This is a genomic window from Streptomyces sp. NPDC020780 (assembly GCF_044334475.1).
Taxonomy (GTDB): Bacteria; Actinomycetota; Actinomycetes; order Streptomycetales; family Streptomycetaceae; genus Streptomyces.
Genome location: NZ_JBIRTB010000021.1, coordinates 1 through 22,816, shown reverse-complemented (window position 1 = coordinate 22,816; position 22,816 = coordinate 1). Strand labels below are relative to the sequence as shown.

Here is a 22,816-nt window from a genome sequence, read left to right as displayed (position 1 = left end):
CGGTGGCGAGCCCTGCGTGGGCCGAACGAGGCCCTAGTCCAGGCCCTCCTCCCTCAGTTCGTACATGAGGAGGAACGTGCGGTACGTCCGTGCCGAGACGTCCTGGCAGACATCGGGCCGTTCGGTGAGCGTCGAGGTGTTGTCGAGTGCCCGTCGGCAGGCCTCTTCCGTCTCCGCCTCGCTCGGGATGCTGGAGAGGAAGGCGGCGACGAGCAGGGCCACTGCGAGGACGACCACGCCGATACGGATGCGCATGGCCTGCCAACGAGCAGGCGGGCCGGCCGGTCACTCGTGGAGCGGCTGTTCCGGGGCCGGCGACGCGCCCGTCGCCCCCGGGCCGGTCACATGTCCCCCGTCACAGGCTCCCGGGAGACACGCCCGTCGGCCGCGCGCCGGCGGCCGGTGGCACGTCGCAGGTCACTCCGTCTCGTCGGTGAACGGCGGCAGGTCGGGCTCCACGAACAGCCCCGCGTACTGGGGCGTGGGAAGCGGGGCCGCGCCCGTCTCCGTGGCCGCGGTCGAACCGTCGGGGTGCCGCTGCGTCGTGGATGCGGGCATGTCGGTCATCGAGTGTCCTGTACGTAGGTGTGACGTAGGTACGTGCGGTGAAGAGCCCCGTGACCGGGCCGCCGGTGGAGATACCGGAAGGGTCCCGACCGGTACGGCGACGATGTGCCGCTACCGGTGCCGCGCCGCTTCGCGAGCGGCCGGATCATCATGCGGTGCATGCAGACTGTAACCCTCCCAGCACGGCTTTCCCCCGGTATTACGCCGCCCGGCCTGAAGGTCGGTGCGGCGGAGCGGGCTCGATGGTCCGGTTTGCGTGGAAGAGGTCGTGCGGATCGTACGTCTGCTCGGTCTCCGCGAGCGGTCGTCGCGGCCGCCGGGACGTGGGCGGGTCCAGGCGGTGGGGCCCTCGTGCAGGCCCTCCGGACAGGCGTCATGCGGAGATCACGGGGGACGCGGCGCTCTGCCGGGACAGGCCTCGCGCACGTCAACTGCCGTATTTGGAAACCGTGGTGAGCGGGATTGCCCGGCGCGCGGATGCCCGGGCGGGAGGCGGTCCGGCGGAGCCGCGGCCGTAATTGGTCAGGAGGACCTCGCGGATGCCGTAGAGTTGTCATCACAACGGCGCGGGGTGGAGCAGCTCGGTAGCTCGCTGGGCTCATAACCCAGAGGTCGCAGGTTCAAATCCTGTCCCCGCTACTGAAGACAGAGGCCCGGATCCTTCCAAGGATCCGGGCCTCTGTCGTATGCCCGTACGCACCCGGCCGGGGCCTCCGTCGCCCGCAAGGTGTTCTTGTCGGTGCGCTGGACCTTGACGCCCCTGACGGCCAGGGCGCTCTCGTCCGGTTCGGCGGTGGCTGCCGTTGTGGCCGTCGCCCGCGACGGTGGTCACCCGGTCGTACGTCATCGGCGCCGGCGAGATGTATGTCGCCGACGAGCGCTTCGGAAAGAACTACGATCGGTAGGGGGACGGTACCGCCGTCCCGTACGGGATGCACTGACGATGTACGCGCGGCACCGACCCTCCGACTGACCTCCGGAGGCCGGGGCTCCGGCGTGCTCCTCCCTTCGGCCGATGCCGTTGTGCCGCACGGCGCGGCGACGGTCAGCCTGGGCGGGGCGCGGTACCGTCCGCAGCCGTGGGCGGACCGGGTAGGAGTGCACAGGTGGGGAAGCGGGAAAAACGGGGCGGGGCGGCCTTCGGCACACCCCGGGCGCGGCGGCTCGTGCGCTTGCTGCCGGCCCTGATGATCGTGGTCGGAGTCGTCTTCGACACCGTGACGCCGGCCGCGGTCACGGCCGTCCCGTTCTTCGCCGCGGCTCCGCTGCTCGCCGCCCCCTTCTTCTCGATGGCCAGCACGCTCCGTACCGGCGTCGCCGCGGTCCTCGTCGTCCTCGCCATCCGGCTCTCCGACGGCACGCTCGCCAGGGTCGTGCCGGTCACCGACCTGCTCACCCTGATCACCGTCTCCGGGCTCGCCCTCGTCATCAACGCCGTCGTACGGCGCAGCAACGAGCAGCTGGCCTCGGCCCGCGCCGTCGCGGCCACCGCGATGCGGGCGGTGCTCCCGGCGCCGGACGACCGCATCGGCGGGCTGCTGGTTGCGGCACGGTACGAGGCGGCCCAGGCGGACGAGTTCGTCGGCGGTGACCTGTTCGCCGTCGCGGACACACCGCACGGGGTCCGGCTGGTCGTGGGGGACGTACGCGGCAAGGGGCTGGAGGCCGTGGGGGCGGTGGCCGTGGTGATCGGGGCGTTCCGGGAGGCGGCCGAGCAGGAGCTGTCGCTGGAGGGCGTGGCCCAGCGGCTGGAGCGCGCGCTGGCGCGGGAGGGCACGCGGCGTGGCGGGCTCGACACCATGGAGGGGTTCGTCACCGCCGTACTCGCCGAGATCCCGGCGGGTTCGGACACGGTGCGGATCGTCAACCGCGGTCACCCCGAGCCGATCCTGCTGCACGGAGACGGGGCGCTCGACGTGTTGTCGCCCAGTGCTCCCGCCCTGCCGATCGGCATGGGGCTGGACGTGTGGCCGGACCGGTCGGACGAGTGGGCCATGCCGCCCGGGGCGACGCTTCTGGTGTTCACGGACGGCCTCTCCGAGGCCCGGAACGCGGACGGTGCCTTCTACGACCCGGCGGACCGGCTGCGTGGCCGGATCTTCCCCGGACCCGACGAGCTGCTCTCCGCCCTCACCGACGACGTACGGCTGCACACCGGGGGCCGGTCCACGGACGACATGGCGCTCCTGGCGGTCGGGCGGCCCGCCCGGGGGCAGCCGGAGCGGCGGACGACGGTGAAGATCGTGGGGAGGGGCGAGGGATGACCGCTGCGACTGTCCGTGATCGAAGGACGCCGCTACGCATAACGTTTGACACTCCGTCAGAAACTGATGGTCGGTAAAGGGATATGCAACTCGTCCGTTTGTGACCGTTTCACCCATAAAAATGCAGGTCGTAGGCGTGAATGATCACCTGGAACGGCTTGGAATCGGGCCCTGGTCTCTATTAACGTTCGATAACGCAGCGCGGTTGTCCCAGTCGTCGCCAGAGGCGGCACCGTGCGCGAGCGCCGAATTCCGCAAGGGAACCGGGGAACCACCTACATGGGGTGAATCGGGCACCTGCGTCTCGTGAGAGACGAAGGGACCCGTAGGAGACCTTCCTGCTCCGAACCCGTCAGCTAACCCGGTAGGCGAGAAGGAAGGAAAGGAGTGCGCCCACGTGGCGTCCAATCAGCCTGCCCCCGAGGCCCCGTCACCCTTCAGGACCGACTCGTTCGGTGGCGAGGAGAGGACCTGGGACGAGTGGAATCCCACCGAGGAATCCATCCGCCCCGTGCGCGGCAGGCACCGCGTAGCCAAGCAGCGAGGTCTCGCCCGTAGCTCCACCGTCCTCGGCGTCGGTGTCATCGCGGCCGTCGGCGCGGGCGGCATGGCCACCGCGCAGAGCAAGCCGCCGGTCTCCATCTCTCTTCCCGATTCCATCGCGGACAAGCTTCCCGACGCCACGTCCCTTCCCGGCGTGGGCGCTTTCATGTCCGACGAGGCCGAAGCGGACCACGAGACCCTCGCCGCCTCCGCCCCGCTGACCACGGCCGGCATCACCGCCGCCGAGGCGGAGGGGGGAACCACCGACGCCGGTGAGGCCCTGCGGGCGCGCATCCTCCAGCAGGCCGAGCAGCAGCAGGCCGGAGCCGATGCCGAGGCCAGGGCCGCGCAGGAGAAGGCCGCCGCCGAGGAGGCCGCGGCCCAGGCCGCCAAGCAGCAGAGCAAGGCCGAGGCCCAGGCCGCGGCCGAGAAGAAGGCGGCGGAGGAGGCTGCGAGGAAGAAGGCCGAGGCCGAGCGCCTCGCCAAGCTCGCCGCCAGCTACGCCATCCCCACGTCCTCGTACACGATCACGTCGACCTACGGCCAGGCCGGATCGATGTGGTCCTCCGGCTACCACACCGGGCTGGACTTCGCCGCGCCGACCGGCACCCCGGTCAAGGCGGTCCACGGCGGAACGGTGAAGTCGGCCGGCTGGTCCGGCTCGTACGGCTACCGCACGGTCCTCGAGCTCGAGGACGGTACGGAGGTCTGGTACTGCCACCAGTCCTCGATGGACGTCACGGCCGGTCAGACGGTCAGCACGGGTGACACCATCGGACGCGTCGGCGCCACCGGCAATGTGACGGGCCCGCACCTCCACCTCGAGGTCCACACCGCGGACGGCTCGGGCATCGACCCGATGAGCTGGCTGCGCAGCAAGGGCCTGTCGATCTGACCGCCCGCGCCGGCGTACGGCGCACCCGAACCCCGGCGGCCCTGACGCACACCCCCCGACGTCAGGGCCGCCGGTCTGCGTACGGCAGGGGGCGGCGTGGGTGCCGCGCCTGGTTGTCCGGGGTCCGGGGGTGCCGGCTGGGCGGGTGCCGGGTCTGCGTCCGGGGGCCCGCCCGCTGCGTCGGACCGCCCGTGCGGGTACCGCCCCTGGCTGTTCCGGGTCTGCGGGTGCCTGGTCTGCGGGTGCCGGGTCTGCGTCCGCGGGAACCCGCTCGTGCGCGCCGGGTGGCCCTACCGGGGCGGCGGGTGGTGGCCGCCCGGCTGCTGACCGCCGGTGTGCAGATAGGGGTTGGGGCCGCCGTAGTGCCGGTGCGGCGGTGGGAGCTGCTGCGGATACGGCCGGTCGTAGGGCAGTTGGCGGGGGAACGGGCCGGGCGGAGGCATCCGGTGGGCGCGTATCCGGCCCGTCGCGTGGGCCGCGTACGTCAGGGCCGGGCCCGCGACGTCCCGGCGCTGCCACAGATGGTGCAGCAACTCCTGCTCCCGTACGGCGAACTCATGGCCCGCTCCGTCGTGGCGGGCCCTGCGGCGCAGCATCGCCAGCGAGGTCGCGAACAGCTCGTACTCCGCTACCGCGCGGGCCGCGGCCCTGCCCCGGGCACGGTCCGGCTGGCTGTTCCAGTGCCTGGCCATGTCGCGGGCCAGGCCACGCGCCCGCATCGAAGCCAGGGCGAGCGGCTCGGCGGGGGTGAGCCAGCCCGCCGCCGCGTAGACGGGCAGCTCGCCGGCGAGCGTGCGCAGCTCCCGCTGGCGGGACCAGATCGCCAGCCAGGTCACCAGGCCGAAGGCCGGGACCATGACCGCGCCGTACACCACGTAGAAGCCGTAGGCGCCGAAGGCCGACGAGCCGTTCCACAGGGCGTGCAGGCCCATGGCGAGGAGGAGCCCGAGCACCGGCAGCACGATCCGGCGCACCGGGTGCCGCCTGCCGCCGACGGCGGCGATCCCGAAGCCGATGCCGGTCAGCACCGTGAACAGGGGGTGCGCGAACGGCGACATGACCGCTCGTACGAAGAAGGTCCCGGCCGTCACCGAGGGGAACCCCGTTGTCCCCAGCTGCTGGTCCTCGCCGAAGGCGTTGCCGAGGTAGAGGATGTTCTCGGTGAACGCGAAACCGGTGGCGGTGAAGCCGGCGACCACGATCCCGTCGACGACGCCGCCGAACTCCCTTCTGCGGAAGAGGAAGAGCAGCAGGACGGCGGCGGCCTTGGCGCTCTCCTCGACTACCGGCGCGATGATCGTGGCGCCCAGGGTGTCGGCGCTCGCCGGGTCGGCGGTGGCCGCCGCTATCCAGCGGGTCGCGAACGTGTTCGCGGTGATCGCGACGAGCGCGGCGGCGCACGCGCCCCAGGCGAAGGCGAACAGCAGATTCCGCCAGGGCCCCGGCTCCACCCGGTCCAGCCAGCGGAACGCCGACATGAGCAGCGGGACGGGCAGCACGGCCAGGCCGAGCCCCACCACGAAGCCCTGGGTGCCGGTCTGTTCGCGCACCAGGGCCAGGATCATCAGCCCGCAGAGCGCGAGCACGGTGATCACCGCGCCGGCGCGGAACGTCCTGCTGCGCCAGACCATGCCGACGCGCCGGGGACGGTAACGCCACTGGCCTCGCTCGGGCACGGCGCCCAGGAACGCGTCGAGCCGCTGCTCCTCGAGAACCGGGACGGCCGGCTGCTGGTGCTGTTCGGACCCCTGGGACACCTGATGACCCTAACGAGAGGGACTGACACCCGGCCACGCGTGCACCGGCCGGGCGCCCGGCGGTGGCTGATCAGGGACGCCCGGAACGGTCCGGGGGGAGGCCCTGCGGGCAGGGGTGTGCGGGAGTCGTGCGGGGTCCGGGCGGGAGTCAGAGACGGCGGAACAGGATGTCGTGCACGACGTGGCCCTTGTCCAGGCCCTGGCCCTCGAAACGGGTCAGGGGCCGGAAGGCGGGCCGCGGCGCGTAGCCGCCGTCCGCCTGGGTGTTCTCGAACAGGGGGTGCGCGGTCAGGACCTCGAGCATCTGCTCCGCGTAGGGCTCCCAGTCCGTCGCGCAGTGGATGACCGCGCCCGGCTTCAGCCGGCGCGCCACCAGGTCGAGGAACTCCGGCTGGATCAGCCGCCGCTTGTGGTGCCGCTTCTTGGGCCAGGGGTCGGGGAAATACACCCTCAGCCCGTCCAGCGAGGCCGGCTCCAGCATCTCGCGGAGCAGGATGATCGCGTCACCGTTGGCGACGCGGACGTTGGACAGCCCCGCACGCTCCGCGAGGCCGAGAAGATTGCCCTGGCCGGGGGTGTGCACGTCGACGGCCAGAATGCCGGTGGCGGGATCGTCGGCCGCCATCAGCGCGGTGGCCTCACCCATGCCGAAGCCGATCTCCAGGACCACCGGGAGGCCGCCGAACAGGGCGGGCAGGTCCAGTACGCCGCGACCGTCGATGTCGAGGCCCCAGACAGGCCACAGCCGCTGCAGGGCGTCCTCCTGGCCAGCGGTCACCCGGCTGCGGCGCGGCTGGAAGCTGCGGATCCGGCGTTCGTGGTGCGAGCCCGCCGGGTCCGCGGCGGGCCCGCCCGGGAAGCGCGGCTCCTGGCGCAGCCTGCGCTGACGCTCGAAGGAGGCCTCGCGCAGGGCGTCGGCGTCGGCGTCGGTGCCGGCGGGGCCGGGCGTCCGGGGGGTGGGGTTCAAGGGTTCAGACACAATGACCCGATTCTACGGCGGGCGGCTTCCATCCCGTCGCGCGAGCCCGCTGCAGGGCCCGCCGCGCCACCTCCCTCCCGATGGGCAGCGAAGCGGTGGCGGCGGGCGAGGGGGCGTTCAGCACGTGCACGGTGTGCGTGGCCTCCCGGATCAGGAAGTCGTCCACGAGCGTGCCGTCGCTCAGCACCGCCTGCGCCCTGACACCCGCGGGGGACGGCCGCAGATCGTCCTCCGTCACCTCGGGCAGCAGCCGCCGGACGGCCCGGGTGAACGCCCGCTTCGACAGGGACCTGCGCACCTCGTCCGCCGCGTACCGCCAGTGGCGCCGGGCGATCCGCCAGGAACCGGGCCAGCTCACCGTCGCGGCCAGCTCCCGGGGATGGACGACCGGCCAGCTGTATCCCTCGCGGGCCAGCGCCGGCACCGCGTTCGGCCCGACGTGGACCGTGCCGTCGACGCCACGGGTCAGGTGCACCCCGAGGAACGGGAAGGCCGGATCCGGCACGGGATAGACCAGGCCCCGGACCAGCTCTGGGCGGGCCAGCTCGTAGTACTCGCCGCGGAACGGCACGATCCGCACGCCCGGATCGTCGCCCGCGAGCCGGGCCACCCGGTCGCAGTGCAGCCCCGCGCAGTTGACCAGGACCCGGGCACGGACCACCCTGCCGTCGGCCGTCCGCACCGCCACCCCCCAGGCGCGCCGGTCCACGGCGACGACCTCCGCGCCGTATCCGACCTCGCCGCCGGCCTCGCCCACCTCGGCGGCGAGCCGCGCGGCCACCGCCGGGAAGTCGCACACTCCGGTCGTCGCGACCCGGATCGCCGCCAGGCCGCGCACCCGCGGTTCGTATCCCGCGATCTGGACGGGACCGAGCTCCCGGACCGGCAGGCCGTGCGCCCGGCCGCGCTGCACCAGCGCGTGCAGCCGGGGCAGCTCGCGGCTCTCCGTGGCCACGATCAGCTTGCCCGTCACGGCGTAGGGGATGCCGTGCTCCGTACAGAAGCGGGCAAGCTCCGCGCCGCCGCGCACGGCGTATCGCGCCTTGAGGGACCCCGGGGGGTAGTAGATGCCGCTGTGCACCACTCCGCTGTTGCGTCCGGTCTGGTGGCGGGCGGGGCCCCACTCCTTCTCCAGCACCGTGACCCGGGTGCCCGGCGCGGAGCGCGTGACGGCGTACGCGGTCGACAGGCCGACGATCCCGCCACCGATCACCAGAACGTCGCAGTCGTACGCCGCGTGCGTCATCATCACGCCACCTCCCACCCCGATAGTGCACTGACCCACTGACAACGGGCTCAAACCCGCAGGAGCGGGGGCGTGGCGGCCGGCCCGCTGCCCCGTCCGGGCATATCGGGGCGTAGCGCCGGGCCGCTACGCGGGGGAGACCAGGAGCGGGCGCGCCCGCTCCCTCAGCTCCGCCACGCGTGGCTCGTCCCCGTACGGTTCGAGGCGGTGCAGCAGGTCGCGTACGTACTCGGTGGTGCGCGCCGAGGAGATGCGTCCCGCCACCTCCACCGCGCGCGTCCCCGCCGCGCAGGCCGCGTCGAGGTTGCCCGACTCGAGCTCCGCGACCGCCGACACGACGAGCCGCAGTCCGTGCGAGCGGACGAACTCCTCGGTGGGCCGGGACAGCGCCTGCTCGGTGAAGCGCCGCACCTGCCGGGGGGCCTTCAGGTCGCGGTAGCACTCGGCCGCGTCGGCGGCGAACCGGTCGTACGAGTAGAAGCCCAGCCAGGAAGGGTCGTTGTCCCCGGCCCGGGAACGCTCCAGCCAGCTCTCGGCCGCCCTGAGCGCGGCGCCGGCGGCCGGGGCGTCGGAGGCCTTCGCGTGGGCGCGCGCCTCCACGAGCCGGAAGAAACTCATGGTCCGCGCGGTGGCCAGGCCCCTGTTGCGCTCGACGGCCGCCTGCGCGAGGTCCACGCCCTCGTCGGCGAAGCCCCGGTAGGTGGCCTGCAGGGACATGGACGCCAGGACGTAACCGCCGAGCGGGACGTCGGCGGCGGCGCGGGCCAGGCGCAGCGCCTGGATGTAGTAGCGCTGGGCGGCCTCCTGCTGGCCGGTGTCGAACGCCATCCAGCCGGCGAGCCGGGTCAGCTCGGCCGAGGCGCCGAAGAGGGCCCGGCCCACCTCGTCGCTGTACGAACCCAGCAGCAGCGGTGCGGCGTCGACGCGTAAGCACTCCGGGACCATGGAGGAGCGCCAGTCCCCGCCGCCGTACTTGGAGTCCCAGCGGCGCGCGTCCTGGGCGGCCTCGCGCAGTTTGGCCACGTCGCTGTGCCCGACCCGCAGGAGTGAGGCGTCGGACACCGTCTCCGGGCCCGGCTGGAGGGGCACACCAGGCGTCCCCCCGTGCGCCCCGGATGCGCCCTGCCCGCCCAGGAGCGCGGCCCGCGCGGCCGTCGAATCCCGCGCGACGGAGGAGTCGGCGGGCGTGATGAGCCACCGGGAGGCCGGGGTCGCGTACGCGCTCACCGAGAAGGAACCCGCCAGCGACTGCCAGATGCCGCCACCGCCCCGGCGCCCGGCCAGGTCCAGCCGGTAGAGATCGGTGGCCGACCGTACGGCCTCACCCACGTCGCGGGGGAAGGCGAGGCCCACCTCGGGCGCCGGATCGGCGTCGGCGAGCCCGATCTCGTGCAGCGGCACCGGACGGCCGAGTTTCGCCCCTATCGCGGCCGCGATGAGGTGGGGCGCCGCACCCTGCGGCACCATCCCCTTGGCGACCCAGCGGGCCACCGACGTCTTGTCGTAACGAAGAGTCAGGCCGCGCTGCGCTCCGAGGTCGTTGACCCGCCGGGCGAGGCCGGCGTTGCTGATTCCCGCGAGGGCGAGAACCGTGCCGAGCTTCTCGTTCGGCCCGCGTTGCTCCCTGGACATGCGCCACCCCTCGACACACAGACGGCCGCCGCGTCACCGTGGGGCGCGCGGCATTCGTACCGTGTTCTCCCCCGGTACGGCCCCGGGCACTCCGGCCGCACACGCATTTGGCCGAGCCCCGTGGAATATGCCGCACCGCTGAGAACATCAGTCAACACAGCGTAGTTCGCCGCATCCTTACCGTTAAGGGGCAGACGTCCGTATGGCGGGAAAGTCGTCAACCTGGGCGGAGTGCGCCCTCGTCGTCGGCCGCCGCGCCGAAAGCGTCCACGGGAGCGGTCGCGGAGTCGCGCGGGAGCGCGGGGCGGGCGCCTGCGGCACGGGGCCGGAGGCCCGCGGCGCTGGGCTGCGGCGTCATGCACCTGATGTGTGGCCGTGCGCCCGGCCGTGCGCTCTGCCCCGGCCGGTGCGGCGGCGCTTCCATGGATGACGCGTGGGTCGGCCCGCTGCACTGGACTCAGTGGGCTGGGGGAGACCGCCGCCCCATCCCCGCGGGCGGCGAACCGGTCCGGGAGGTGAAGAACACCTCCCGGACCGTGCGCGGAAGGGCAGCTCAGGGGGCGGACGTGGTGGCCGGCGCACCGGGGGGATGCGCCGGCCACCACCGTGTCCGGCCGGCTGCGGGGCGGGCGCGAGGGCTCCGGCCCCCTGCCCCCGGCCGACGTGCCGGGGTCCTCGGACGTCCTGCCGGCTTCCCGGCAGGTGCGGGATGCGCCGGAGCTCTCCCGGACCGGACGGGCCCGTCCGAGGGGAAACGCGCGGTCATCGGCGGAGCAAAGAATGGCTGAATCACGTCGGTCGTTCGAGGCTCCGGGAACCCGGCCGACTATGGCCGAATTACGTCGGTTCCGCAGCGCGGACGGCGACGGGCCCGGTGGAGAGCCCCTGCGGGACAACTCGCCGGATCGGCGGCCCTCTTGCCGGCAGATCCGGAGTGCCGCACCCAAGCCTTTGCCAGGGGCGCATGCACATCCGGTGTGCGCCGCCCGTACCCCCTCCAGGGCGTCGCTGTCGTGGCAGCATGTCCCGCAGCGGCGTTCCCGGGTCCTGGCGCGCCGGTTCGTCCACAGCCTGTGGAGGCGGCGATGCGTTGGTTGGTGGGGTGGAGCAGTATCGCCGCGAGCTTCGGCACCGTCGGCTCGGTCGGGCGGCACGGGGAGGAGCACACCGTCCATCCCGTGGGCTCCCAACTCCTGTGGGGGGACCCGGATCCGCTCTGGGCCGTGGGTGACTGGCGGCCGGACGAGATCCGCGTCATCTCGGCCGCCACGCCCGAGGGCGCGCCCACCGCCCGGCTCGCCGTCCTCGGCTGCTGCGGTGCCACCGACGAACAGCTCCGGGTCGGACTGCTGGCCGCGCGCGGCGGAGCGCTACGGCATCTCACGGCCTGGGCGGGCAGTTACACGGCCGTCGTCCAGATCGGCCGCCGCGTCACCGTCGCCGGGGACCTCGCCGGAGCCCGCCCCGTCTTCCACACCCCGTGGGCCAACGGCACCGCGTACGCCACCGCCGCACTCCCGCTCGCCGACCTCATCGAGGCCCAACTGGACATCGGGCACCTCGCCGCGCTGCTCGCCTGCCCCGAAACACCGGAGGCCCTCGGCAACGGCACCCCGTACGAGGGGGTGAAGCGGGTCCCGCCGGGCCACGCACTGATCCTCCGGGAGGGTTCGCGCGAGGTCACCGGGTACGAGGCGGTGGCCTCGCTCGCCGTCGCGGCCCCCCAGACCGACCCGGTGAGCGCCGTGGAGGGCGTACGGGACGCCCTGGTCGAAGCCGTACGGGCCAGGCTCACCGCCCCGCGCCACGCCCCGGAGACCCTGCCGCCCGACCCCGGGCCCGTCCCCGGCATGGGCCCCGCCGACCGCCGCGCGGCCCGCGGAGCGCCCGTACCCGGCATCGGGGCGGACCTCTCCGGCGGCAGCGCGTCCGCCACGCTCGCCCTGCTGGCCGCCGGGCTGCCGGGACTGCCCGGCACCGTCCTCGGCCACGGCACGGGGGCCGGCGAGCGGCTGCTCGCCGTCACCTTCAACGACCTGTCCGCACAGGGCCTCGAGGACGAGATGGAGCGCGCCCGCGTCATCGCGTCCAACCCCCGCCTCCACCACGTGGTCGTCGCGGCCGGCGAGGAGGCGCTGCCCTACGCGTCACTGGAGAACGGCCCGCTCACCGACGAACCCGCGCCCTCCCTGATCGTCGCCGAACGCCACCGCCGCCGGCTGGCAGCGGGGAGCGCCGACCACTTCGTCGGCCACGGGGCACGCCAGGTGCTCGACGCGCACCCCGCGCGCCTGGCCGACCTCCTCATGGACCGGCGCAGACGCCACCTCCTGCGGCCCGTCGCCGCGCTCGCCCGCGCCGAAGGGCCCTCCGCGCACTCCTTGTTCGTCCCACTCGCCGTGTACCGCGCCGCCCGCAGGCTGGCCCGTACGTCCTACCGCTCCGGACTCGAGACGGCGGCGGGTCTGCTGCCCGGCGCCAACCGCCACGCACCCGACCTGGCCACCCCCGCGGACGCCTCGCTCGCCTCCCTGGCCTGGTCACGCCCCGGCCCGGCCGCGCGCTGGCTCACGGGGGAGGCGCTCGCCGAAGTATCGGTACGCCTTCAGGAGGCCGCGATCCGGCCCGCCTCCGTACAGCGGCCGGGGGAGGCCCGCGCCCGTGCGGCGCTGGCCCGGCACGCGGCCGGCCAGCGGATCCTGGAGCAGGCGGCGGAGATCCGCAGCCAGCGGCTGCACGCCCCGTTCCTCGACAACCAGGTCGTGCGGGCCGCCCGGGCCCTTCCCGAATCCCTGCGGGTCCAGCCGGGGGCCAGGGCGGCGATCCTGCGCCGGGTGCTCGCGGGGGCGGGCATCCACGACCTGCCGCCCGGCTGGGGGACCCCCTCCCAGGCCACCTCGGCCGCGGCGGGCCGCGCCGGGCTGCGCGCCGCGCTCCCGGAGCTGATGGCACTCTTCGACGCCCCGCTGCTGGCCGACGCGGGCCTGATCGAGGCGCGCGTCGTACGCAAGGCCCTGCGGGCGGCCTCCGAGGGCGAACCCCTCCCCTTGGACGGGCTGGCCGAACTGGCCTCCACCGAGCTGTGGCTCCGCCGTCTGGTCACCCGCCGAGGCACCTGCTGGACGGGCACCGCGGCGCCGCGCCAACGGGCGGTGGCCGGCGGAGTGGTCCCGGCCCGCCGGACCCTGCAGCCCTGACGACCGGGCCCCGCTCGCTCGCCGGCACTCGGAGGCATTCGAGGCCATCCTCGCGGTGCTTCATTGCCATGCCCATGGCACTGGCCCCGCCCCGTCCCGCCGGCGCCTGGTGTCGTGGGCCCGCCCGAGGCGGCTGCCGGGCCGGCCCGCCCGGTGCCCTTGCCGGCCATGGCGGTAGCGGGGCGTGGGGCCGGCCCTGCGCGGGCAGGACCGCGCGAGGCGGGCGGTCGCGGGCCTCCGGCCCACCTCACCGGGCGGGATCAGCGGCAGCTGATCACCGAGTCCGCCCAGTCGGCGAGGGCGACCCCGCCGAACGGTCGGGCCGGCTCCACGACGAGCCGGACGGAGGGGCGGCCGTCGAGGGCGACGTCCACCGGTACGGCGGGGTCGCCGCCCCGCACCACGGGGGATACCCAGAGCCGCGCACCGTCCCCGCCGAACACGGAGAAGCGCACCGCACCGAGCCCCTTCGTCATGTCGTCGACGCCGACCATCGCCCGGTACCGGGTACACGGACGGTTGAGCCGGATGGTGACCGACGAGCGGGCGTGGATGCTCACGCCGTGCGCGTACGTCGTGGAGCCGATCGACAACCCGGAGCGCTGCCAGAACACGCCCCTGCTCTCGCCGAGCACCAACTCCGGTCCGGTGTGGTCCCCGGCGACCGAGTACGCCAACTCGTTCACCTGGAAGACCTCCGGTGCGGGAGGCGCGGGAGGCGCGGGAGGCGTGGGCGGCGAGGGCGGCGAGGGCGGCGAGGGCTGAGGCGGCGTGGGCCGCGGTTCCGGCGGAGGGGCCGGTGCGGGCGGTTCGGACCGTGTCGGCGCGGGGGCCGGCGCCGGGGCCGGGGGCGGGGGGCTGGGCGTCGGGGCGGGGGCCGGTTCGGGCGGTGGTTCCGGCGCCGGGGCGGCGGGCGGCGCGGGGCGCCGCGGCTTCTCCCGAGGCGGAGCAACCGGTGACGGTACGGCGGGTGCCACCACCGGTGGCCCGGCCGACTGCTTCGCCTCCGGGACGGGGCGGTCGTCGCCCACCAGGGCCCACGCCAGCCCGGCCGCGACCGCGACGGCCACCGCGGCGGCGATCCCCGCCTTCACGGGGGCGCCGAGCCCTTCGGCGGCGGCCCCGCCGGCCGTGCTCCCGGAGGAGGCGCTGCCCGTGGCCGCCGCGGCCGCTCCGGCACCTGCCGCACCGGCCGCGCCCCCGGCCGCGACGCCGGCCGCCTTGACGGCGTAGCCCGCGGCGAACCAGCCGATGACGGCGACCGGAAGCAGGGCCGGAATCCCGGCGTTCACCCCGGCCAGTTCTCCGGCGGCGATCCGGCACTTCGCGCACGCGTCGAGATGTTTGCGCAGTCCGCGCTCGGCCCGGCTCCGGAGGCCGCCCCTGGCATAGGCGCCGAGCCGGTCAGCGTACCGGGCGCAGTCGCCGCCGGAGGTCAGCGCCCGGCTCACATGGGCCTGGAGATAGGCCTGCTTGAGGCCTTCCCGGGCCCGGACGGCCAGGACCGCCGTCGCGTTGGGGGTCAGGCCGAACAGCGGGGCCACCTCGCTCGGCGACTCCTCCTCGACGGTGGTGTGCCACAACACGGCCTGCCAGCGCTCCGGGAGGCTGCGGAACGCCTGCACGGCCATCGAGCGGTCCGCCTCGCGCATCGCCCGGACATCGGCGCCGAGGTCGACGGTGTCGGACTCCGACAGCTCGGCGGTATGCGTGGCCTGTGCGGCGAACACGGCGAAGTCGTCGACCAGTTGCTCACGCCTGGCGCTCTTCGCCCACGCGGCGGCGACGTGCCGGACAGCGGTCATGAGGTACGCCCGGACGGCTTCCTCGGGCCCCTTCCCGCCGCGCACGGCCTGCAACGTCCGAGCGAAGACCTCAGCCGTCAGGTCGTCGGCCGTGTGCGCGTCGCGGCAGCAGGTACGGGCGTAACGGCGCACCGCGTCCGAGTGGCGCCGGAACAGCTCCTCGTACGCCCGGTCGTCGCCGGCACGCATCCTCTGGATCAACTGGGCGTCGGACGGGCCGGTATCGGTGGATCCCCGGCGCCCTTCCCGCTGGAGAGGCACGGCGTACGCGATGCCGGTCTCCGCGGGCCCTCCGTCGGTCTCGCCGACGCGGTCGTCCCCAGGTGTCGGCCAGGGGCCCGGAAGCACGATGCCGCCCTCGTCGGTGAGGTCCGGCCGCCCACCGCCGGCCGAAGCGGGCTGGCTGCCCGCGGTCGGCACGCCTGCCTCCGCGGCTCCGCCCGCGGCGTCGGCACCGGCCGGTTCTTCCTGTTGCGCGTCACCGCTCATCGCGGAAGCCCCCGTGTGCACCCTCGGACCCGAATACCGGCCAAGAGTGCCACAGAGCCTCCCGACAGCGAACCCTCCGGCCGGGCAACCACTCGTCCGAGGGTTTTCCTGTACGGGAGGCGCCTGCCGTCACTCCATCGGGGACCAACCCGGGAGGTAGCCGTGAGCCAACCCAGGACGCGGCCGCGGACCGACCCGGGACGCTGCCGGGCACGGGCTCATCCGCCGGCTGCCGGCCGCCGCCCGGTGCCACCGGCCGGTGCACGCCCGCGCCACGAAGCGAGCGGCGTGGGCCGGCACGGCAACCGCTCGCAGTGCCGGGGCGACGCAGCCGCCCTGCCCCGGGCAAGGCCGGGCCGTTCCGACAGTGACCGAGGGCCTGTGATCCGGGGCCGGGGCCGGGGCAGGGGCCGGCCAGGGCTCTCCCGCCCCGCTCACCGGCCGGCCTCGCCCTCCTACACGGGCCGGGACCGCAGACCCTCCAGCAGGATGTCCAGCAGGCGTGCCGAGGCGGCGGCATGGTGAGCGGGGTCCGGCAGCGCCGGTGCCGCCGTGGCGATGACCAGCAGCACATCGGCCACCGTCACATCCCGCCGCAACTCCCCCGATTCGCGGGCCCGGTCGACCAGCCTTCCCACGACCTCCAGCAGTTCGGCCGCACCGGGGTCGTCGTCGGGCACCCCGGAGCCCGCACGCTGCCCGACCGGCGGCAACTCCGGCTGCCCGGCCTGCCGCTGAAGCGGGACCCGCGACTCGCCGTCGTCCTCGGGCGAACCCGGTGCGGCGTCCGGCACCTCCGGGTCGGCCCCCACCCGGAGCACCTGAGGAGGCAGCAGGCGCCCCGCACCCGACGCCACGGAGGTCCGCAGGAAGCGGGAGAGAGCCGACCAGGGCTCGTCCTCCTGTCCCAGGGCCGAACGCGCCTGATCCGTCAGCCGGGAGGTCTCTTCATCGGCTATGCGACGCACGAGAACGTCTTTGCTCGGAAATCGGCGGTAGACGGTGCCGACCCCGACCCGGGCTCGGCGGGCCACGTCCTCCATCGGCGCGCCGTAACCCAGCTCACCGAACACCTCACGCGCGGCGCGCAGGACGTGCTCCAGATTGCGCTGCGCGTCCACCCGGAGCGGCGCCGAGCGCACCCCGCTCCCCGCCGGGGCGACCGCCCCGGCCAGTCCCATGGGGCTCAGCCGTCCGTGGTCCTCCGGAACAGAGGCCACAGCGTTCTGCCCATGCAAATCCTGAATGTGCATAACTTCCCCCGGTCATGACGTCTCCCCCCGGAGACTTCCCCGCCGCGTGAGTCGGTGTGCGGATCTTCGTCCGAATCCGCTACCCCGACGGGGTACGAACATAGTTGAGCCCGGCTCAATTCAGAAGAGGGTAGTTCCGCACGGAGCGCCCCCCGATCGGAGCAAGGACCGGTTGGACCCCGATTCGCCCCCCGAAGCCACCCTCTCCCGCCGCATCTGACCTGCGCCGCTTCGCGGTTCGCGGTGATCCGACCGCCGTACCCCGTCGAAGAGCTCCGGTCACACAATTTGCCGGGCCTGTGGACAAACACCGGACTCCGTTGCGTCATGGGATGGTGATGGCTCCAGATTCCCGGGGGACGGCCCCCGGTACCCGGTCGAAGGTGCGCATTCTCGTCGTGGGCGGCGGGTACGTCGGGATGTACACCGCGCTGCGACTCCAGCGGAGACTGGGGCACAGACTCAGGAGCGGCGAGGCCGAGGTCGTGGTCGTCACGCCGGAGCCGTACATGACGTACCAGCCGTTCCTGCCCGAAGCGGCGGCCGGTTCCCTCTCCCCACGGCACGTGGTCGTACCGCTGCGCCGGGTCCTCAAGCACTGCACGATCGTCATCGGCGAGGCGGAACGCGTCGACCACGCCAAGCGCACCGCCACAGTGACGACGCTCGCCACCGGTGAGGACGGCACGGGAGCCCTCGAGATCGCGTACGACGAGATCGTCGTCGCACCCGGGTCCGTCTCGCGCACCCTTCCGGTCCCGGGCCTCGCCGACTTCGGCATCGGCTTCAAGACCGTCGAGGAGGCCATCGGCCTGCGCAACCACGTCATCGAACAGATGGACATCGCGTCCGCCACCCGCGACCCCGCCATCCGCGACGCCGCCCTCACCTTCGTCTTCGTCGGCGGGGGCTACGCGGGGGTCGAGGCCCTCGCCGAACTCGAGGACATGGCGCGCTACACCTCGCGGTACTACCACAACATCAAGCCGACGGATCTGAGATGGATCCTGGTCGAGGCGACGGGCCGCATCCTGCCCGAAGTCGGCGAGGAGATGGGGAAGTACGCGGTCAGGGAACTGCGGGGCCGCAACATCGACGTACGGCTCGACACCCGGCTGGAGAGCTGTGAGGGCCGGATCGCCGTACTCAGCGACGGCTCCCGCCTCCCGACCCGGACCCTGGTGTGGACCGCGGGTGTCAGACCGGCGCCGCTCCTCGCCGCCACCGACCTGCCCCTCACCGCGCGCGGCCGGATCCGGTGTACGGCCGCGCTCTCCGTGGACGGCGTCGAGCACGCCTGGGCCGCGGGGGACGCCGCGTCCGTACCCGACCTCACCTCCTCCGAGCAGGGCGCGGAAACCGCTCCGAACGCCCAGCACGCGGTGCGTCAGGCCAAGGTCCTCGCGGAGAACATCGTCCGCGTGCTGGACGGACGGCCGACCGAGGACTACCGGTACTCCCATGCCGGGTCGGTCGCCTCGCTGGGACTGCACAAGGGCGTCGCCCACGTCTACGGCCGCAAGCTCAAGGGATACCCGGCCTGGCTCATGCACCGCGTCTACCACCTCAGCCGGGTGCCGACGTTCAACCGGAAGGCGCGTGTCCTTGCCGAGTGGACCCTGGCCGGGCTGTTCACCAGGGAGATCATCTCCCTCGGATCGCTCGAACACCCGCGCGCCGAATTCGCCCTCGCGGCCGGTGGCCACACCCATGTGGGGCACCCCAGGAGCGAGCAGCCCCCGGGGCGCCCCGGGGGCGAGGAGCGCCGGGCGCACCCGCAGGACAAACCACCCGGGGAGGATCCGCCGAGATCCTCGGGCTGAACAGCGGCCAGGGGGCGTCCTCGTCCTGCGCCCGGCCCCGCACCCGTCCCCCGTGGCGACGGCCGGATGTCAGCGGCCGGACGAATCCCGTACGGCACCTGTCAGTACGGTCGGCCACACTGGGCGTGTGACCATTGGTGTGGCCACACCTGCACAGAGTCACCCGGCCGGCGGTCACCTCCAGTGACCGGCAGCGACGACCACAGCGCCTCCCCGGGACCCAGCCCTGGTGCCCCGGCACGGCAGGAGTACCGGCGGGGGACCGGCACGACGCCAGCAGGACGAAGCAGCTCGCCCGAGCGGACCATACCGACACACGAGGCCAGAAATTCCGTGAACTTCACGCGCTGGAGCGCCCGCCTTCCCGGAACACAGCGTCGAGCCGCCGCGCGGGACGACCAGGGTTCCGTACCCGCAGCCCGCGCGGAGTCCGTACGGCCGAAGACCGTGCCCACGCCGCCGGCGTCCTGCGCCCCGGCGGCAGGCCCCTCCCTCGGTGTCCTTCCGGCCGACGAGATCCTCGGCCGGCTTCCGGCCCCGGTCGCTCTGCTCCACGGCCCCGAGCACCGCATCACCTACGTCAACGACGCCTACGAGGCGGCCTTCGGGCCCCGCCCGTGCGGCGTCCCCGCGTCCGAGGCCATGCCCGAGCTCGCCGAGCTGAGCCTGCTGCCCCTCCTGGGCCAGGTCCTGCGCAGCGGCACATCCCGTACGGTCAAGTCCCGCAAGGTCCTTGCCGGGAACTCGTACACCGTGACCTGCACGCCCCTGGGCACCGGCGAGGGCGAGGCGGGCGTGCTCCTGTACGCCACCGATGTCACCGACCACGCCGAAGCGGCGGAGCGGCTCCGTACCAGCGAACGACGGCACAGGGAGACGGCCGTCACTCTCCAGCGCTCCCTCCTTCCACAGGACCTCGAACAGCCTGACGACCTGCGGATCGCGGCGACGTACCAGCCCGGTGGCACGGACGCGGCGGTCGGCGGCGACTGGTACGACGTCATCACGCTGGGCGCCGGGCGCACCGCGCTCGTCATCGGCGACGTGATGGGCCGTGGTGTGCGCGCGGCGGCGGTCATGGGCCAGCTCCGCACCGCCGTCCGCGCCTACGCCCGTCTCGACCTGCCGCCCCACGAGGTTCTCCAGCTCCTGGACGTCCTCGCCGCCGAGATCGACGCCAGCCAGATCGCCACCTGCGTCTACGCGGTCCACGACCCCAACGAGGGGCATCTCGTCTACGCCTCCGCGGGGCACCTCCCGATCCTCGTGTGCCACGAGGACGGGACGGTCCACCGGGCCGAGGACCCGACGGGGCCGCCGCTCGGCACGGGCGGCTGGGTCCACACCTCCGGGACGATCGGCCTGCCGCCCGGCTCCACCGCCGTCCTCTACACCGACGGCCTGGTCGAGCGGCGCAGCGAGGACATCGACGAGGGCGTCGCCTCCCTGGCGCGCGCGCTGTCGGGCGCCAACGGGTCGCCCCAGGTCGTCTGCGACCGGCTCATCCGCTCCCTGGGAGTGACCGCGGAGCACGACGACGACGTCGCCGTGCTCGTGGTGCAGCACCCGGCGCGTACGGGGACGAGCGCGGAGCTCTTCCACAACGCCTCCCTCGAGTTGCTCGGCGGCATCGAGGCGGCCCCCCGCGCCCGCGCCTTCGCCACCGGCGTCCTGACCTCCTGGCGCTTCCCCATGGAACTCTGCGACCTGGGGGTTCTCGCCGCGAGCGAGCTCGTGGCCAACTCCCTGCAGCACGGCACCCCGCCGATGCGCCTGGGGCTGCGCCGCACGGACCGCCGGCTGATCATCGAGGTGACCGACGGGGACGACCACCTGCCGCGCCGCCGTCGCGCCGAACCGGCGGACGAGGCGGGCCGCGGGATCTCCATCGTCGCGACGATCGCCTCGTCCTGGGGTTCCCGCCGCACTCCGGGAGGCGGGAAGTCGGTCTGGTGCGAATTCACCCTCCCGGACTGAACCGCGCGGGAGCGCCGGCTCAGTGAACGGCGGCAGGCGCCGTGACCGGCTCGCTCTCCGGCAGGGAGACGGCCACCACACGTGAGGGAGCGGCCGCGAGCGACGGCTTGTCCTGCACGGGCGTGAGCTGCCGTCCCAGCCTGAGGGCCAGCGCGGTGATGCCGAGCGAGAAGAGCACGAACGTCACGATGTACGGACCGTGCAGCGAGGCCCCCATGGGCCCGCCCACGGCCGGCCCGACGGCCAGGGCCAGCTGCTTCACCAGCGCGAAGGCCGAGTTGTACTGCCCGACCATGGACTCCGGTGCCAGATCGGCGACGAGCGGCGCCACCGTCGGCGACAACATCGCCTCACCGAGCCCGAACAGCGCGTACGTCGAGATCATCGCGGCGGTGGCCATGGTCTGACTGCCGTGTCCGAGGCCCGCGTACCCGGCCACGACCCAGGCGAAGGCCCAGATCAGACCGACCCACGCGATGACCCGGCTGCGCCGCCGCCGCTCCACGAGACGGAGCACGACGAACTGCGCGGCGACGATGACCGCCGTGTTGGCGGCCAGCGCGATACCCAGGGTCGACGGGTCGATGCCGGCGGCCTCGGTGCCGTAGGCCGCGAGACCCGACTCGAACTGCCCGTAGCAGGCGAAGAAGATCACGAAGCCCAGCACACACAGCTGAACCATGGCCTTGTGGGAGAGCAGCGTCCGCAGCCCCGCCTTCGGCGCGCCGTCCTCCGTGGGCCTGGCGTCCGTGAGGGACGGGGCGTGCGGCATGCGCACGGTGGCCGCGACCACGCCGAGCACCAAGAACATCGCCGCTTCGATCAGGAACAGCAGGGTGAAGCTCGACGGACGGTCCACGTCCACCAGCTGCCCGCCGACGAGACCGCCGATACCGAGGCCCAGGTTCTGCAGGAAGAACTGCATGGCGAAGGCGCGCGTCCGGGTCGTAGGGCTCGAACACCACACGAGCATCGTCGCCAGTGCCGGCTGCATCACCGCGGTACCCGCGCCGAGCACCGCGGCCGACAGGACGGCGGTCGTCACACTGCTCGCCACACCCAGCGCGGCAGCACCCGCGGCTGCCGCGGCCGCCGCCACGATCAGGACCGGCAGCGGCCCGCGCCGGTCGATGGCGCGGCCGGTGAACGGCAGAACGGCCAGAGCTGCCATGGCGAAGACAGCCAGTACGACGCCCGCCGTACCCGCACCAAGATCCCGGACCTGCGCCACGTAGACGTACAGATACGGAACGGTGAACCCGAGGCCGAACGCGCTCAGCGCGCTCCCCGTCTGGATCCGCCGCAGCGCTGCGCCCATCTCCCTGGTCACACTCACCTACCTCAAGACTCGAAGAACGTTGAAGAACACGAACCCGTAGACTTTAGCATTAAAATTAGAAGGTGAAAACTACAGCTTGAAGGACTTCGATGGCCTCGGGCAGCGTGCGATACTGCCCGCCATGTCTGACACCTCCGAGCAGTCCGAGCTCCCGGAACCGAGCCTGGACGAGCAGATCGCGGCCTATCAGCGCGAGTTCCAGGACCTCGACCCCCAGGTCGAGCAGGTGGTCTCGGCCCTGGGCCGACTGAACCGCCGGATGAACGTGGCGTACGGCAGGCAGCTCGCCGCCCTCGGCATCAGCAACACCGAGTGGGAAGTCCTCAAGACCCTGGTGCTGGCCGGCGCTCCGTACCGCATGGGCCCCAGCGAGCTCGCGAAGCGCCTCGGGCTCACCCCGGCCGCGATGACCCACCGCATCGACCGGATGGCGGGCGAGTCCCTGGTCACCAGGGACAGGGACGAGAACAACCGGGTGCGTGTCATCGTCGAACTCACCGACGAGGGCCGTACGAAATGGCTCGAGGCCATGCGCATGGCCACGGCGTTCGAGGAGGACCTCCTCCAGGACCTGACGGGCGACGAGCGCGGAGCCCTGGGTGAGATCCTCACCAGGCTCCTGCGCCGCGTCGAGCACGCACAGCCGGACGCCGGCGGCCGGCTCACCGACCTGGACTGACCGGCCCGAGGTGGGGCGGAAGGACGGGGTTGACACCGCTCCCCTCAGTCCGTAAGGTTCTTCGAGTTGTCACGGACTCGGTACGTATCCGCGACGACCGATCCCGCCGCGAACGCGGCAACCAAAACTCAGCACGACCTCCCACCGGGGAGAATTTCGGCATGCCGGAATTCAATTCGAAGGCCCGATTATGAGCCTCCGGGAGAATCCGCTAGAGTTTGAGCGTCGGAACGGCCCAACGGCCGGGAAGACGGACCCCGCTGACTGGGAATCAGACCCGAAAGGATCTGATAGAGTCGGAATCGCCGGAAAGGGAAACGCGAAAGCGAAGAACTGGAAAGCACACCCGCTTCGACCGGGAATCGGACACG

General features: G+C 73.2%; 15 protein-coding genes, 1 tRNA gene, 1 pseudogene and 1 riboswitch. Of the genes and pseudogenes, 8 read left to right on the top strand and 9 right to left on the bottom strand.

The window, feature by feature from the left end:
• Positions 1-33 precede the first annotated feature (33 nt).
• Positions 34-255, bottom strand: a complete 222-nt coding sequence (locus ACH4VO_RS29590; RefSeq protein WP_360995168.1) for a hypothetical protein — start codon at positions 253-255, stop codon at positions 34-36.
• 162 nt (positions 256-417) lie between these two features.
• On the bottom strand, positions 418-567 hold the full coding sequence (locus ACH4VO_RS29585; protein ID WP_360995171.1) for a hypothetical protein: 150 nt from the start codon (positions 565-567) through the stop codon (positions 418-420).
• Positions 568-1,132: 565 nt separating this feature from the next.
• Here ACH4VO_RS29585 and ACH4VO_RS29580 point away from each other — a divergent pair.
• From ACH4VO_RS29580 to ACH4VO_RS29565, 4 genes and pseudogenes are all read left to right on the top strand, one after another.
• Positions 1,133-1,206, top strand: a tRNA-Met gene (locus ACH4VO_RS29580).
• A 188-nt stretch (positions 1,207-1,394) separates the two neighbouring features.
• Positions 1,395-1,540: pseudogene (locus ACH4VO_RS29575) on the top strand (TipAS antibiotic-recognition domain-containing protein); the annotation flags it as partial.
• A gap of 133 nt (positions 1,541-1,673) precedes the next feature.
• Positions 1,674-2,831, top strand: coding sequence for a PP2C family protein-serine/threonine phosphatase (locus ACH4VO_RS29570; protein WP_360995174.1), 1,158 nt, complete (start codon positions 1,674-1,676; stop codon positions 2,829-2,831).
• A 233-nt stretch (positions 2,832-3,064) separates the two neighbouring features.
• A riboswitch (cyclic di-AMP (ydaO/yuaA leader) is annotated at positions 3,065-3,217 on the top strand.
• Positions 3,218-3,228: 11 nt separating this feature from the next.
• A complete protein-coding gene (locus ACH4VO_RS29565; RefSeq protein WP_360995177.1) occupies positions 3,229-4,269 on the top strand; it encodes a M23 family metallopeptidase in 1,041 nt (346 codons plus the stop codon).
• 290 nt (positions 4,270-4,559) lie between these two features.
• Here ACH4VO_RS29565 and ACH4VO_RS29560 read toward each other — a convergent pair whose 3' ends face one another.
• From ACH4VO_RS29560 to ACH4VO_RS29545, 4 genes are all read right to left on the bottom strand, one after another.
• A complete protein-coding gene (locus ACH4VO_RS29560; protein WP_360995179.1) occupies positions 4,560-6,026 on the bottom strand; it encodes a PrsW family intramembrane metalloprotease in 1,467 nt (488 codons plus the stop codon).
• Between the two features lie 148 nt (positions 6,027-6,174).
• Positions 6,175-7,005 carry a tRNA (guanosine(46)-N7)-methyltransferase TrmB gene (gene trmB, locus ACH4VO_RS29555; RefSeq protein ID WP_360995182.1) on the bottom strand — a complete coding sequence of 277 codons (831 nt, stop codon included), beginning with the start codon at positions 7,003-7,005 and terminating at the stop codon, positions 6,175-6,177.
• Entirely contained in the window at positions 6,998-8,254 is a 1,257-nt protein-coding gene (lhgO, locus tag ACH4VO_RS29550) for an L-2-hydroxyglutarate oxidase (RefSeq protein ID WP_360995184.1), read from the bottom strand. The genes trmB and lhgO overlap by 8 nt, the downstream gene beginning before the upstream one ends.
• 123 nt (positions 8,255-8,377) lie before the next feature.
• Complete coding sequence (locus ACH4VO_RS29545; protein ID WP_360995187.1) at positions 8,378-9,883, bottom strand: sporulation protein; 1,506 nt, start codon at positions 9,881-9,883, stop codon at positions 8,378-8,380.
• A gap of 1,085 nt (positions 9,884-10,968) precedes the next feature.
• Between ACH4VO_RS29545 and ACH4VO_RS29540 the strand changes: the two genes are divergently transcribed.
• Positions 10,969-13,080, top strand: a complete 2,112-nt coding sequence (locus ACH4VO_RS29540; protein WP_360995190.1) for an asparagine synthase-related protein — start codon at positions 10,969-10,971, stop codon at positions 13,078-13,080.
• 260 nt (positions 13,081-13,340) lie between these two features.
• Here the strand turns inward: ACH4VO_RS29540 and ACH4VO_RS29535 are convergent, their stop codons facing one another.
• On the bottom strand, positions 13,341-15,374 hold the full coding sequence (locus ACH4VO_RS29535; protein ID WP_360995192.1) for a sigma-70 family RNA polymerase sigma factor: 2,034 nt from the start codon (positions 15,372-15,374) through the stop codon (positions 13,341-13,343).
• A gap of 455 nt (positions 15,375-15,829) precedes the next feature.
• Positions 15,830-16,627, bottom strand: coding sequence for a helix-turn-helix domain-containing protein (locus ACH4VO_RS29530; protein ID WP_360995195.1), 798 nt, complete (start codon positions 16,625-16,627; stop codon positions 15,830-15,832).
• 332 nt (positions 16,628-16,959) lie between these two features.
• Between ACH4VO_RS29530 and ACH4VO_RS29525 the strand changes: the two genes are divergently transcribed.
• Positions 16,960-18,450, top strand: a complete 1,491-nt coding sequence (locus ACH4VO_RS29525) for an NAD(P)/FAD-dependent oxidoreductase (RefSeq protein ID WP_360995198.1) — start codon at positions 16,960-16,962, stop codon at positions 18,448-18,450.
• 333 nt (positions 18,451-18,783) lie between these two features.
• Positions 18,784-20,427, top strand: a complete 1,644-nt coding sequence (locus ACH4VO_RS29520; protein ID WP_360995201.1) for a SpoIIE family protein phosphatase — start codon at positions 18,784-18,786, stop codon at positions 20,425-20,427.
• 19 nt (positions 20,428-20,446) lie between these two features.
• Here ACH4VO_RS29520 and ACH4VO_RS29515 read toward each other — a convergent pair whose 3' ends face one another.
• Complete coding sequence (locus tag ACH4VO_RS29515) at positions 20,447-21,745, bottom strand: MFS transporter (protein WP_360995218.1); 1,299 nt, start codon at positions 21,743-21,745, stop codon at positions 20,447-20,449.
• A gap of 142 nt (positions 21,746-21,887) precedes the next feature.
• Here ACH4VO_RS29515 and ACH4VO_RS29510 point away from each other — a divergent pair, with 142 nt between their 5' ends.
• Positions 21,888-22,445: a MarR family transcriptional regulator gene (locus ACH4VO_RS29510; protein ID WP_360995204.1), complete on the top strand. Its 558-nt coding sequence runs from the start codon at positions 21,888-21,890 to the stop codon at positions 22,443-22,445.
• Positions 22,446-22,816 lie beyond the last annotated feature (371 nt).